Here is a 13443-nt window from a genome sequence, read left to right on the forward strand (position 1 = left end):
TTCAGAGTTCGAAGCCGATGAACCCGTCCTCCGCGTCCCGGTCCGGTGCCGTCACCGTGTAGCCGAAGCGGTCCTTGAGCCTGGCGTCGTCCCAGATCGCCGCCCGGTCACGGTAGTTGAAGACGAGCTCCTTCTCGGCGCCGCCGTGTTTCAGGATGCGGGCGATGGCGATCTCGTTGGGATGGTCGTGCCGTGCGCCGCTCGTCGATATGAGGTAGCGGTCGCAGTCGATGAGGTCGAGCAGTTCGTTGGAGAGGTTGTGGTCGCTGCCGTGGTGGGCGACCTTGAGGACGTCGACGTGGAAGCGGCCACCCTCCGCCTCGGCCAAGGGCCGTATCGACGCCACGAGCCGGCGGTCGTCGGCGTCGCCGGTGAGGACGACCCGCTTGTCCTCGAACTCGAAGAGCAAGCCGATGCTGCTGATGTTCGTCTTCGACGTGTCCGGCTTGAACACCGACGCGGCAAGCTGGTCCACGTTCACCCCGCCGAAGTGCTCGAAGCCGGGGACCGGGGGGATCTCGTCCGGGTCGCGGCCCGGGATCAGACCGTTCTTGGCGCACTCCTTGACCCACGCCGGCGCCAGCCGCTCCAGTTGCGCGCGGTCCGGTGAGAGCACGTCCATCGTGGAACCGTCGTCGAACCACGCGAGCTCCCGCCCCACTTCGACACTGCGCCCGCCGAAGGAGTCGTTCCACGGCACCTTCTGCTCCAGGAGCAGGCTGGTGAGTTTCTCGCCGTCCTGGGCGCCGAACCCCTCGGTGTCGAGGAGATGGTCGAAGCCGTTGAACCACACGTCGCCGAACTCCACCGGTCGGTCGGCGTCCTCCAGCAGGGCGAGCACTCCCAGAATGTGGTCCTGGTCGACATGCGTGACGACGAGGACGTCGACCAGGCCGTCCAGCCCGGCGAGAGTGGGCTTCACCAGCGGATACGTGCCCGAGCGGCCGCCGTCGACGAGGATCCGGCGGATGAAGGTGTCGTCGCCGTATTCCAGGAGCAGGCAGTCACCGTCCTCGCCGGGCCCCATGGTGAACCGAATCATCGCGGCCTCCCTCTTCCGTATCGGGCTGTCATCTCACTCGGCTGTCATCCGTATCGGCTGTCTCCCGTACCGGGCCGTCATTGCGGCTTCCCGTGCAGTGCGACGACCACGAACGGCTCGCGCATGTCGACGCGCCAGGACAGGCGACGGGCCTGCTCGAGCCGGTCGGCGCACGCCGGGTCGTCGGGGAACTCCGACAGCCCGTGGATGAGGCGGCTCAGGCCGAGGGTGAAGACGGGAACTCCGCGGTCGAAGGCCTCGATGAGCGCGTCGCGGGCCGCCTGCCGCTCCGCCTCGCTGTGCGCCCGGCGCAGATGGCGCATGGCCCACAGCAGGGAGCCGTCGCTCATCCAGTCGAACTCGTGCCGCAGCCGGGCGAGCCACGGATCCCAGCGGTGCGGTCGCTCGGTCAGCTCGCTGCCGACCAGGACGTACGCGCCGGCCACCGCCGCGAGCGGGTTCGGCATCCTGCCCTTGCCGTAGAGCATGGTCTCCGCGTCCCTGACCAGGGTGGCCGCCGAGTCGAAGGCGCCGCGGGCCATGTACCCAAGGGCGGGTCCGACGCGGCTGTCGCGCACGGTCACGGAGACCGCGCTGCCGGTCGGGCTCTGCCGTTCGTTGACCATGACCTCGATCTGCGCGGAACCCCACGGCGCCGGCAGCGTGACGACGTACTCGCTGCCCGCCAGCGAGACCACCAGGAACTGCCGTGGGCCCATGGGCCCACCGCCGAAGGTGGGCTCGCCGTCCTCGTCGACGGGGCCCTGCGCGCCGAAGCGGTAGAGCCGTGCGGCCGCGTCGCCCAGATGGAGACTGGCGATGGAGTGGGGCGCGGAGTGGGCGATCTCGAACACGGCCGACCGTGTCGGAGGCTCCTCGGTCAGCTTGAGCATCGACGCGAACTGCCAGCTCTTCACCTTCGGGTCGCCGACCCAGGCCGAGTGACCCGGTTCGACGATCGAGTCCCACTCCCAGACCCCGGACCGCGCTCCCTGGGAACGGGGAACGGGGATCGCCTCGCCGTCGTGGTAGGGCCCGTAGGACTCGATGTTGCCCATGAGGTACTGCCACGAGTGCGATTCGTAGGGCGAGGGCGCCGCGTGCAGCGTCACATGGGTGTCGGCGCCCTCCCGTACTTCGGCGTCCTTGGACAGCACGACGCCGGAGGGCAGTGTGGCGGACACCGTGTAGTGGCCTGGGCCGACCTCGTACCGCGTCGGTGGCGCCGAAGTCCCGCAGGGGAAGAGGACGTTGCGGTGGGCGGCGCCGCCCTCGGCCGAGTAGATGTTGCCGACGACCTTCGCGCCATCGGGCAGGTCCGACTCGTAGAGGCTCAGCGCGACGGTCACTCTCAGGCCGGCACTCATGGCTTCACCAGCTGTACGCGACGGAACACCGGTCGTACGGTGATGGACTTGGTCCGCACGTCCTGGTCACCGAGTCTCGCCTCGAAGTCGTAGTTCCCGAAGCGCAGTTCGATGGCCCACTCGCTCTCCGGGGCCGAGTCGTCGATGTCCTCCGCCGCCCGGCGCAGCCGCTCAAGGCCGTTCTCCCTGCAGACGAACTCGGCCTCGGCGTTGTCCCGTGCGGACGCGCACCCCACGTACACGGGGACGACCGGTGGGCCGGGCAGCTGGTGGAGGACGAACACGGGCAGTTCGCCGACCGAGGGGACCTGGACGCCCGCGACCGCTCCGGCGAACTCGGGTTGGTGCATGAAGTGGTCGATCGCTTCGAGGAGATGGGAGGTGTTGACGCGCCATTCGCCCTCGGGATCGTCGCTCGCCGCACCAGCGAGGCTTTTGAGCAGCGCCTCCGTGAAGAGGCTCACCTGCCCGGGGCGTGCGTGCGACCGGTCCCCGGCCAGGGTGGCGTAGTACGGGATGTGGAAGCGGCGCGGGAGGTCGAGCGGACGCGTCCCGGCGCCGAGCGGTGACCGCCCCGCGAACCGTGTGCCCGAACTCTCGATGAGCACATCGGAGTTGGACCGGCAGGCGTCGACGAAGAACACCTGCTGGGTGGCCTTGCAGCGTTTGAGTCCGTTCATCAGGCCGGCGAAGTCCAGTGCCCCGTTGAGGGGGTTGTGCTGGTCGGCGAAGATGTCGGCGGCGAGCAGGGCCATGTCGTCGCCCTGCGAGACGCCGTGTCCGCAGAAGTAGAAGACGAGCCGGTTGTCGACGTGGCTGTCACCGCGGTCGTACCACTGCGTGACCGCCGTGAGGATGTTCTCGATGGTGGCGTCGTCGACGTCGTGCGCGGCCTGGGTGCGGGGATCCACGAACGGGGCCGACTGTTCCTCGCTCAGCAGCAGGGCGAGGCTGCCGAGCGGTCGCCCGGGGTCGTGGTACTCGGAGAGGAGCCAGGTCGCGAGGGCACGTGCGGAGAGGGGCGGCGAACTGAGCTGCCGCATCCCGTCGGAATCCGCGACCGGTGCCTCGCCACCGGCGAGGTGGGGGTATTTGCCGACGCCGATGACCAGTGCGTGGGTGCACCGAGGGCCGGCCTGCTCATCGAGGTGAATTACCGAACCGGCCATGGATCCTCCGGAACCCGCGTGCGCCGGAGACTGCCCTAAGGACAGCATTTCATCTATTATATTGCGGGAAATTGGAATTGTCCTGGTATGGAATGCGTCCGGAAACGTGAGGCCCCTCATGGCGAAGAATCTCGTCATCTGCCTGGACGGCACGGGCAATCAGTTGAAGGCGAAAGGGAATACCAACGTCGTCCGGCTCTACGAAATGCTGGACCTCTCCGATCCCACCCGCCAGATCGCCTATTACGACCCCGGCGTCGGCACCTTCTCCGCCGCGGGCGCCTGGACTCCCGCCGGCCGGAGCGTGTCCAAGCTCCTCGGCCTCGCCTTCGGCTCCGGGATGAAGACCAACCTCGCCGAGGCCTACACGTATCTGATGCAGCGCTACCAACCGGGCGACCACATCTACGTCTTCGGCTTCAGCCGCGGCGCGTACACGGCCCGCGCGCTCGTGGGCATGCTCAAGGCGGTCGGCCTGATGCGACCCGGCATGGAGAACCTCGTCCCGTACGCCATCTCCGTGTACGCGAAGAACAAGAAATGGACCCGGCGCGACTGGGACCAACTCCACCGTTTCGCGGAGGCCTTCAGCAACGCGGTCGACGGGCGCTTCGGCATCCCCGTCACCTACCTCGGGATCTGGGACTCCGTGAAGGCCGCCGGTCTGCTGCGCTGGAACCTGCGGTGGCTGTACACCCGCCAGGTCCCGAACGTACGACGCGTCCGCCACGCGGTCTCCATCGACGAGAAGCGCAGGCCCTACGTCGAGTACCTCGTCCGGCGCGATGACAAGGAGCGGCCCGATGCGGTCCCGGTCGAGCAGGTGTGGTTCGCGGGGGTGCACTCCGACGTCGGTGGGACCTTCGACGACGATCCCAGGCTCGCCACGATCGCCCTCAAGTGGATCGTGGACGGGGCCATCGAGGAGCAACTCCTGCTGAAGAACGGGGCGTACGCGCGCGAGCTGCGTCTCGAGCCCGAGCACGCGCGGGGGAAGGTGCACCGGATGGGCTGGATCTGGGCTCTGCTCACCTACCGGCGCCGCAAACTGCCGCCGGGCGCTCATGTGCACGCGAGTGTCCGCGCGCGACTGGAGAAGGATGCGGGCTACGCAGAGCGGATCCCGTCCAACGCGGTCTGGTCCGACGACGAATGGCTCACCGCACGGGGCTGATTCATTCCAAGGCCGCCCAGTGGAGGAGTTCAACGAGGGCAACCAGTCCGGGCATCAGGCGCGGTCCCTGCCCCGCAGCCGCGGCGTGAAAGCCGCGTGGAAGAGCGTGGAGGCCGCTCCCACCGCCGCGGCCTCCGCGCTGAGCACGGAGCGTTCCACCTCGACGCGGCGCAGTCGGCGAGCGGTGGGGAACTCGTTGACCGTACGGCTGATTTCGTCGAGGTAGAACTCGGCGACGTCGTCGGTGAAGAACGGGCCGCCGAGCACGATCAGGTCGATGTCGAGCAGGTCGACGAGCCCGAGAGCGCCGCCTCCGACCGCGCGTGCCACCTCCCGCACGGCGGTGACCGCGGCCGTGTCGCCCGCGGCGGCGGCCCGGCCCACGGCCCGGTAGGCGGCGGTACTGCCGCCGTCGCCCGCGGGGCGCAGGCCGAGCCGAGCGGCGAAGTCCGCCACGGAAACTGGTGGGTTGCACTCCGGCAGCAGCTCGGGGCGGCCGTCGGCCGCCATCCGGCCCAGGGCGATCGCGCACAGCTGCCCGAACTCGCCGGCGTTGGCGCTCACCCCTCGGTACAGGTCGCCGTTGAGGTAGAGCCCGGAGCCGACGCCCGTCCCCAGGTACAGGTACGCGAAGTCCCGCGCCCTGCGGTCACGCCCGATCCACCGCTCCCCCGCCGCCGCGGCGAGCGAGTCCTTCTCGATGAGCACCCGGCACGGGAAGTGGTCCTTGAGGAGGTACAGCAGCGGCAGATCCTCCCACGCCGTCATGAGCGGCGGGTTGAGCACGGTGCCGGAGGCGATGTCCACCGGTCCCGGTACGGCCACACCCACGCCGAGCAGCCCGTCCTCGCGCACGGCGCCCCGCGCCTTCTCCAAGGCCTCGTGGCCGAGCGCGACGACCTGGGCGACGAACTCGCCGGGGTCGATGTCCGCGCTGACCGGCCGGGTACAGGTGCACACGATCGCGCCGTCGAGGTCGATGACGACGGCGGTGAGCAGTTCGGGGTCGATGTGCAGGCCCAGAGCGTGCGCTGCCGTGCCGCAGAGCCTGACCGGGGTGCGCGGCTTGCCGGAGGTGGCGCGCCGCTGCGCGTCCTCGGCGAGGATCCCGCGGTCCAGGAGCGAGCGGGCGATCCGGGAGACCGACTGCTGGGTGAGGCCGGTGCGGTGGGCTATCTCGCCGCGGGTGATGCTGCCGGAGAGGCGTACGGATTCGATGACCACGCACTCGTTGAACGAGCCCAGGTCGATCTGGTTGACGCCGCTGAACGACGGTGGGTGGGAGGGCAGTTCGGTCCGCCGCGATGCGCGCAGATGCTCGGCGACGTTCTCGCGCAGCCAGTGCGCGGGCTCGGCCGACGGCAGTTGCGTGTGCCGTTCCAGGGCAGCCACGAGGTCGAGGTAGACACGCCGGGAGGACTCGGGGTGGCTGGTGCTGTCGAGCGCGATCATGGCGCGCAGGAAGCCGCGCCAGGTGGTTCTGGCGGGCAGCTCGTGGAAGGTGACGGGGGTGTCGGCGGTGCGTGGCTCCCGAACCGCCGGGGAAGCCTCCTTCTCCCACAGCACTACGGCGTGCAGCGCGATGTCCGGGTGGTGCTCGGCCGCATCGGTCAGGTACGCGAGGAGCGTCAGGCGGTCGTCGGGCTCGGTCCCGGACGCGGTGGCGGTGGTGGTGGTCGCGGTGGTGGTCGCCGCGCGGAGTGTGCAGAGCGCCCGGTCCACGCCCTCCAGCACGTCCTCGCCGATCACTGTCGCGGCCGGGGCGGCTCGCGGCGCCTGGGGCCGGGTGCCCGTGAGGAGAACGGCGCGCAGCGGATCGACGTACAGGCCCATGACCCAGATGTCGGCGCCGGGCAGCGGTGGCCGGGTCGGGACGTGCGGGGCGGGTGACTCGTCGGGCGGGAGCTGCCAGCGGCGGCGGATCGATGCCACCGTCGCATGGGAGAGGCCGAGGTCGCGGGCGATGGCCCGGCTGGCGCCGCTGCCTCCGGGGGCCAGCAGGGCTCGGGTGATGACCTCCGCCTCGTCGACCGCCGCGGGCCTGCCGGTACGTGGGCGCTCCTGGAGGCCGGGCAGTCCGGCGCTCTGCCAGCGATGGCGCCAGCTCCCGACGGTCTGCCGTGAGACGCCGAGACGGCGGGCGATGTCGGCGTCACGCAGTCCTTCCTCGGCGAGCAGGACGACGTGGGCGCGGGTCGCGCGAGGGCCGCCGCTGTCGGCCCAACTGCGCAGCACTGCAAGGGTTTCGGGTGCGAGGCCCGCTTCGGGAGTCGGTTCAGGCACCGCTGTCCTCCTGGCGGTGTCCGGCCCGCCGGAGCCGCAGCGTGCGGATCTGGAACGGTCGCAGGGTGAGCGGAACACGGCCGTGCCGATGGGCGCGGGGCATGGGGTGTTCCTCCAGGAGGTCGGTCTCGTGGACCGCCTCGACGGGGAAGTCCACGGCGAGAGTGGCGTGCGCCCGGCCGCCGCGTGCCTCGTAGAGCCGTACGACGACGTCCCCGCTGCGGTCGTCGGCCAGTTTCACCGTTTCGACGACGACATCCGGGTGCTCCACGCGGACGAGCGGCGCCTGCGGGCCCGTGTCCGGGCCGGGTCGCAGCGGGAGGTTGAGGGCGTATCCCTCGGCGATCGCGTCGCCGAGGGTGGCGCCGGGGCGCAGTGTGTGGCGGAAGTGGTGGAGGCCCCGGTCGGCGTGCGGGTCCGGGCCTCTCGCGGCGCGTAGCAATGTGTGGCGTACGACGGTGGTGGTGCCGTCGTCGCGAGGGTGCCGGGCGACGTCGTAGCCGTAGGTGGAGTCGGCGGCCAGGGCCACGCCCCAGCGGTGCTCGCCGACGTGGATCCAGCGGTGGGCGGCGTCGTCCTCACGGGCCGTGTCGGCGTGGTTGTGCGTGGGGTGGGCGACGTGCCCGAACTGCACGTCGCAGTGGCTGAGTTCCGCGTGCACGTCGAGCGGCCAGGTCAGTTTGAGGGCGGTGTCCCGCTCGCGCCAGTCGACTTCGGTGTCCACCGTCAGGGCGCGGCTCCCCGCGGTGAGGGTCAGATCCTGGAGGAAGGTCGAGCGTCCGGTGCCGCGTCGGACGCGCACCGTCGCCAGCAGGGGTCCGCACGCCCGTAGTTCGACCTGCTCGGCGGCGCTCAGGTCGCGGCTGGCGCCGGAGTCGAGGTCCAGGGCGGCTTCGTCCCGCAGGAGTTGGAGGACGTTGCCCGCCGCACCGGGGGCGAGGGCATCCCGTCCGGTGGTCAGGTCGACGACCGAGCTGACCAGGCCCGCCACATCCACACACACCCTCAACAGGCCGTTGTCCATGACGTGTTGGCCGTCGACCGTGGTGTGCGCGGTGACGCGTGCGGTGCCGGCGTCGAGGGAGAGGCCGGTGCTTCCCGCGCCCAGGGCGGGTGCCTCGGCCAGGACCGCGACGCGCCCGTCGGGCAGGGCCTGTGACGTCCCGGACGCGGGGCCGGTGCCAGACGCGAGGACGAGGACCTCGCGGCGCGGGTGCGGCGCGGCGTTGAGCGCGGTGGCGCCGTCCGGTTCGCCGACCGCGCGCCGCACCAGGCGGGCGAGTCGGCGGTGCAGGTCTCGGTGCTCGTGTTCGGTGTCCTCGTGGACCCATGCGATGGAGGTACCCGCCAGGATGTGTCGGCTCTGCTGGAGCAGTAAGCGCCGCCACAGGGTGTCGAGTTCGTCGTACGGGTAGGGCACGCCGTGGCGCACGGCGGCGGTCGCCGACCACAGCTCCGCCTCGTGCAGCAGGGCTTCGCTGCGTCGGTTGCCGCGCTTGGTGCGTGCCTGACGGGTGTACGTGCCCCGGTGCGGGGCGAGGTCGAGTGCTCCCCGCCAGACGGGCGGATGCGGGTGCTCGTCCTGCGTCTCGCGGAAGAACTGGGCGGGATGACGCGTCGCGAGGCGTGGTGAGCCGTCCGGGTCGGTGAAGTCCGCCGCGGTGTGGGCGGGTTCGGGGCCGGTGAGTGCCGCGGCATCGGGTGCGAGGTGGGTGAGGAGCGTGGTGCCGTCGATGCCCTCCCAGCGGAAGGTGTCGTGGGGCGGCGCTGTCGGGTGGTCGGTGGCGGGGCGCCTGGTCAGGAACCAGCGCGCGCCCGCGAGGGCGGCGATCTGCGGGAAGGCGGCGGAAGCGCCTCTCGCCCCGGGGAGCCAGACGCCTTCACTGTCGGTGCCGAGTTCGTCGCGGAAGAAGCGGCGGCCGAGGACGAACTGACGCACCAGCGCCTCGCCGCCCGCCAGTTCGACGTCGGGCTCCACCCATGTGCCGCCCGCGGGCGCCCAGTTGCCGTCGGCGACGGCTTTGCGTAGCCGCTCGAAGACGTGCGGCTGCTGGTCCCGCATCCAGGCGTAGTGCTGGGCGGACGAGGCCTCGACGACGAGTGCGGGATACTCCTCGGCGAGTGTGACCAGCGTGCTGAAGGTACGGGCGCAGCCACGGACCGTCTCGCGTGTGGGCCAGAGACCGCCGGAGTCGAGGGGGGCTTGCCCGACTCCCGCGAACACATGCGCCGACGCGTGCGCGCGGTGGGCGAGTACGGGAGCGAGGACACGGCGGGCGGCCGCCGCGGTCCGGGCGACCGCGTACGGGTCGACGGTGTCGACCGCGCGCTCCAGGGCCATCCGTATCTCGTGCCGGCGCGGGTGTGCGGTGGGCAGTGCGCGCATGAGTCCGTCGAGGGTCCGCATGTCGTGCAGCAGGTGCCAGACGTCGTCGTCGCGTATGACGAGGTCCGCTCGCAACAGGCGGTACAGCGGCGCGTCCCCGGCGGTGACGGGATCGCCGTAGTGGACTCCGCTGCCGGTGGCCGCGTCGATGTACGGGTTGGCGGCGGCTTCGACGAGGAGGCGGACGGTTTCGCCGCCGCGGGCGGAGGCCGTGACGGGAACGGCACCGGTGCGCGGATGCAGGCCGTGCAGCGGGATGCCGTGTTCGTCGTGTACGAGAGCCTCCGCCTGGTGGCCGCTGGTACGGGCGGGGTCGGCACCGAGGTCGATGAGGGCTTCGACGCGGTGGCCCGCCCACCGTTGCGGAACGCTCGCGCTGGTGCGGAACCATGTCGTCGACCAGGGGCTGCCCCAGGGCTCCCCCACCGCGAACGGCGTGTAGTCGGCACGCAGCGCGACGCCGACGGGTACCGGTTCCCCGGGGATGTGCCAGGCGCCGACGTCCATGGGCAGTCGCTGCGGATACAGCGCGGGGTGGAGCCGTTCGCTGAGAAATGCGGCTATGCGCTCTTCGCCGGACTTTCTCCGGTCATGCATCGGCAGCCCTTCCTGTCCGGCCAGTAACCGCCATGTAAAACCATGTGTGTTATCAAGTCAACGCCTCTCACTCGTTCCTTCTTCTCGCAGATCGCGAGGCCATCTCCGGGAATTGTCAGGCGAATTCAATTCCACTGACGGACATCTTCGTCAATTAATTGGGATGACAGTCGAGATGGCAAAAGACGGCAGGAAGGCCGACGCCTTCCTGCCGCCCGTCCCCCCGGTCTAGAGGATGCGGTGGTCCACGCGCTCGGGCCGCTCACACGTCGTGGCCACCGGCAGGGACCTGCCGCCGTGGGCGGCGTCCAGCAGGGTGAGCATCACATCCAGTACGTGGTGGGCGAGTTCGGCCGATGCCCGATGCGGACGTCCCTCGGCGATCGCCTCGGCCATGTCGGCAAGTCCCGTACCGCGTCCTCCTGTCGGGTATCCGGCGGAGATCGGAAGGGGGGCCCAGTCGCCGCCCCTGTTCAGTTCGACCAGTCCCTCGAACCAGTTCGGGTCGGGGACGGAGAGCGAGCCCTCGGTACCGTGGACCTCGATGCGGGGCAGCCGGGCCGCCTGGACGTCGAAGCTCATGACGAGGGTGGTGAGGGCTCCGCCGGCGTGTTCCAGGATGCCGCTGACGTGGGTGTCCACCTCCACAGGCAGGCGGGTGCCGGCCCGGGGCCCGCTGCCGATCTCGCGTTCGGCGCGGGGCCGGGACGCGGCCCCGGTGACGCGTACGACCGGTCCGAGCAGGTGGACGAGGGCGGAGAGGTAGTAGGGGCCCATGTCGAGGAGGGGGCCGCCGCCCGGAAGGTAGTAGAAGCCGGGGTCGGGGTGCCAGTCTTCGGGCCCTGCCGATGCCATGAACGCGGTGGCCGCGACCGGCGTACCGATGAGTCCGTCGTCGACGGCCTTGCGGGCGGTCTGGGTGCCGGTGCCGAGAACCGTGTCCGGGGCGCAGCCCACCCGCAGTCCACCGGCCCGGGCGGCGGCGAGCACCGACTCGGCCTCTTCGCGGGTGGCGGCGAGGGGCTTCTCGCCGTAGACGTGCTTGCCCATCGACAGCGCGACCAGGGCGACGCCCGCGTGGGCCGCCGGGATGGTGAGGTTGAGGACGGCGTCCACGTCCTCCCTGCTCACGAGGTCGACGACGGAGCCGGCGACGTGCACGTCGCCGGGTGCCTGCATGGCGGCCGCCTTCGCCCGGTCGGGGTCGAGGTCGGTGACGGCGGTGAGCCGTACGGTGTCGAGGCGGGCCAGCGTGTCGAGGTAGGCCCCGCTGATCTTTCCCGCGCCGACCATGCCGATCCTCAGCGGCTCGCCCACAGCAGTCCCCTCTCGGTGAGCGCCCGCACCTCGGGCACGTCGAAGTCGTCCGGCTTGTGTCCGACGGCGGACACGAACACGCGGCCCGCGCCCCAGTTCCTGGTCCACACGGCGGGCATGACGACCGCCCGGTCGCGTACGTCGTCGGGTTCGAAGGTCGTCGTCGCCAGGACGTCGATGAGCGGGTCGGTGGCCAGCCAGTACTGCTCCGTGTGGACACGGAAGTCGCTCAGTCCGCGCAGCACCGGGTGGTCGGCGCGCTCGGGCACCAGGTGCACGGCGTGGTCGTGGAAGCCGGGCGGGTGCATGAGGAACTGCCCGCCGGTCAGGAGCTGGTAGCCGACATCGTCCCGGAAGGAGTCGACGATGCCGCCGTGCCAGCCCGCGAGCCCGGTGCCCGCGCGCACGGCGGCGGCGAGCCCGTCGCTCTGCTCCGGAGTGATCTCGCCCATGGTCCAGCAGTGCACGATCAGGTCGGTGGCCGCGAGGAGTTCCGCGTCCTCGTACACGTCGAGGGACTCGGAGGTCTCGACGGTGAAGCCCTGGTCCTTGAGGAACGGCAGGAAGAGGTCGGTGATGGTGATCGGCTGGTGGCCGTCCCAGCCGCCTCGGACGACGAGTGCTCGTCGCGGTGCGTTGTTCACGGATTCTGGTCGCGGTGCCTCGGTCGCGGACACTCGTCGCGATGCGTCGGTCACGGAAATCGGCCGCGATGCGTCTGTCGCGGATATTGGTCGCGGTGCGTCGGTCACGGTCGTTGTACGCTCCCGTCGGTGTTGCGCAGCAGGGCCCAGCGGTCGTGCTCCAGGGGTTCGGGCACGGGATGGCGGCGGGCCGCCGACTCGTCGAAGTCGACACCGTGCCCCGGGACTTCCGACGGTACGAGGACACCGCCCCGCGGGACGACAGTGCCGGGGAAGACTTCGGCGACAGTTGGCCGGAATGTCGCCGCCTCCTGCACTCCGAAGGCGTGGCTGGAGACGTCGAGGGCGAGGGTCGCGGCCTGCGCGACCGGGCTGACGTCGGCCGGACCGTGCGGTGCGAGCCGTACGCCGCGCAGCTCGCACAGGGCGGCGATCTTGCGGGCGGGGGTGAGTCCCCCGAGCGTCGGGACGCGTATCCGCGCGAAGTCGATGTCGGGTCCGTCGAGAAGCGCCGTGAACTGGGCGGTGTCGCTGAAGAGTTCGCCGACCGCGAGCGGTACCGGGGACACCGCGTGCAACCGCGCGAAGTGCCCGGCGTCCTCGGGCGCGAGGAGGTCCTCGACGAAGTAGAGGCCCGCGTCCTCGACCCGCCGCAGGAAGTCCCGGGCCTGGCGCGGATCGAGCCGCTCGTGCACGTCGTGCAGCAACTCGACGTCGTCGCCAACCAGTTCACGTACCCGGGTGAGGATCCGCGGGACGGTCCGCACATACGCGGCCGAGTCCCACGGGACGCGCCGGGCCCGTACGGCGTCCGGATCGACGGCCGCTCCCCCGGTTCCGTAGGTGTCCGCGCCCGGCACGGCGGCCTGGACGCGGACGTGCCGGAATCCGCGTTCCCGTGCTGCGGCGACCTGGTCGGCGATCTCCCGCTCGTCGGCGCCGTCGACGTGTGTGTAGGCCTCGGCGCCGGTGCGGACGCGGCCGCCGAACAGCGAGTACAGGGGCGCACCCAGCCGCTTGGCCTTCAGGTCCCACAGGGCGACGTCGACGCCGCCGAGGGCGTTGCCGGTGACCGAACCACCGCGCCAGTAGGCGCTGTTGAGGAGCAGCCGGTGAATGTCCTCGATGTCGTCGGGGTCCCTGCCGGTGAGCATCGGGGCGAGGTAGTCGTCGAGGACCGAGCGGACGGCGAGGGTGCGCTGCGGGTCGCTGGCGCAGCCGAGCCCGTAGAGCCCGGGCTCGTTGGTCTCGACGCGGACGACGAGGTGGGGGCAGCCGTGCGGGGCCGTGAGGAAGGTGCGTACGGCCGTGATGCGGATCTTGGCGCCACGCTCCTCGACCCAGGGAGCCGGGGCGAGGAGGGGAGCGCGGACGGGCGTGCGGGTGACAGGCTGAGCCATACGAACTCCCCGCGTACGGATAGCAGAATGACATACCGCCATCGGAACGTACGGAGCGCGTTGC

General features: G+C 70.9%; 9 protein-coding genes. 1 reads left to right on the plus strand and 8 read right to left on the minus strand.

From position 1 onward, the window contains the following. Position 1 precedes the first annotated feature (1 nt). The 3 genes from OG246_RS34950 to OG246_RS34960 form a co-directional block, all read right to left on the minus strand. The gene (locus OG246_RS34950) at positions 2 to 1042 is read right to left on the minus strand and encodes a ComEC/Rec2 family competence protein (RefSeq protein ID WP_266472668.1); all 1041 of its coding nucleotides are present in this window, start codon (positions 1040 to 1042) and stop codon (positions 2 to 4) included. Between the two features lie 77 nt (positions 1043 to 1119). Then, on the minus strand, positions 1120 to 2409 hold the full coding sequence (locus OG246_RS34955) for a hypothetical protein (RefSeq protein WP_266472670.1): 1290 nt from the start codon (positions 2407 to 2409) through the stop codon (positions 1120 to 1122). Beyond that, positions 2406 to 3578 (minus strand): caspase family protein, encoded by a 1173-nt coding sequence (locus tag OG246_RS34960; protein ID WP_266472671.1) that lies wholly within the window; start codon positions 3576 to 3578, stop codon positions 2406 to 2408. Before OG246_RS34960 ends, OG246_RS34955 begins: the two co-directional genes overlap by 4 nt. Before the next feature lie 118 nt (positions 3579 to 3696). On the opposite strand from OG246_RS34960, the gene OG246_RS34965 reads away from it, so the two are divergent. Next, positions 3697 to 4752, plus strand: coding sequence for a DUF2235 domain-containing protein (locus OG246_RS34965; protein ID WP_266472673.1), 1056 nt, complete (start codon positions 3697 to 3699; stop codon positions 4750 to 4752). A gap of 54 nt (positions 4753 to 4806) precedes the next feature. Here OG246_RS34965 and OG246_RS34970 read toward each other — a convergent pair whose 3' ends face one another. From OG246_RS34970 to OG246_RS34990, 5 genes are all read right to left on the minus strand, one after another. After that, the gene (locus OG246_RS34970; protein ID WP_266472675.1) at positions 4807 to 7035 is read right to left on the minus strand and encodes an ROK family protein; all 2229 of its coding nucleotides are present in this window, start codon (positions 7033 to 7035) and stop codon (positions 4807 to 4809) included. Next, the gene (locus tag OG246_RS34975; protein WP_266472676.1) at positions 7028 to 10018 is read right to left on the minus strand and encodes a glycoside hydrolase family 38 C-terminal domain-containing protein; all 2991 of its coding nucleotides are present in this window, start codon (positions 10016 to 10018) and stop codon (positions 7028 to 7030) included. Before OG246_RS34975 ends, OG246_RS34970 begins: the two co-directional genes overlap by 8 nt. 228 nt (positions 10019 to 10246) lie before the next feature. Beyond that, the gene (locus tag OG246_RS34980) at positions 10247 to 11335 is read right to left on the minus strand and encodes a Gfo/Idh/MocA family protein (protein ID WP_266472677.1); all 1089 of its coding nucleotides are present in this window, start codon (positions 11333 to 11335) and stop codon (positions 10247 to 10249) included. After that, positions 11320 to 11979 carry a ThuA domain-containing protein gene (locus tag OG246_RS34985; RefSeq protein WP_266472678.1) on the minus strand — a complete coding sequence of 220 codons (660 nt, stop codon included), beginning with the start codon at positions 11977 to 11979 and terminating at the stop codon, positions 11320 to 11322. The genes OG246_RS34980 and OG246_RS34985 overlap by 16 nt, the downstream gene beginning before the upstream one ends. 104 nt (positions 11980 to 12083) lie before the next feature. Next, a complete protein-coding gene (locus tag OG246_RS34990; RefSeq protein WP_266472679.1) occupies positions 12084 to 13379 on the minus strand; it encodes an enolase C-terminal domain-like protein in 1296 nt (431 codons plus the stop codon). Between the last annotated feature and the right edge of the window lie 64 nt (positions 13380 to 13443).

Origin of the sequence: Streptomyces sp. NBC_00620, from assembly GCF_026341825.1 — a bacterium.
Taxonomy (GTDB): domain Bacteria; phylum Actinomycetota; class Actinomycetes; order Streptomycetales; family Streptomycetaceae; genus Streptomyces.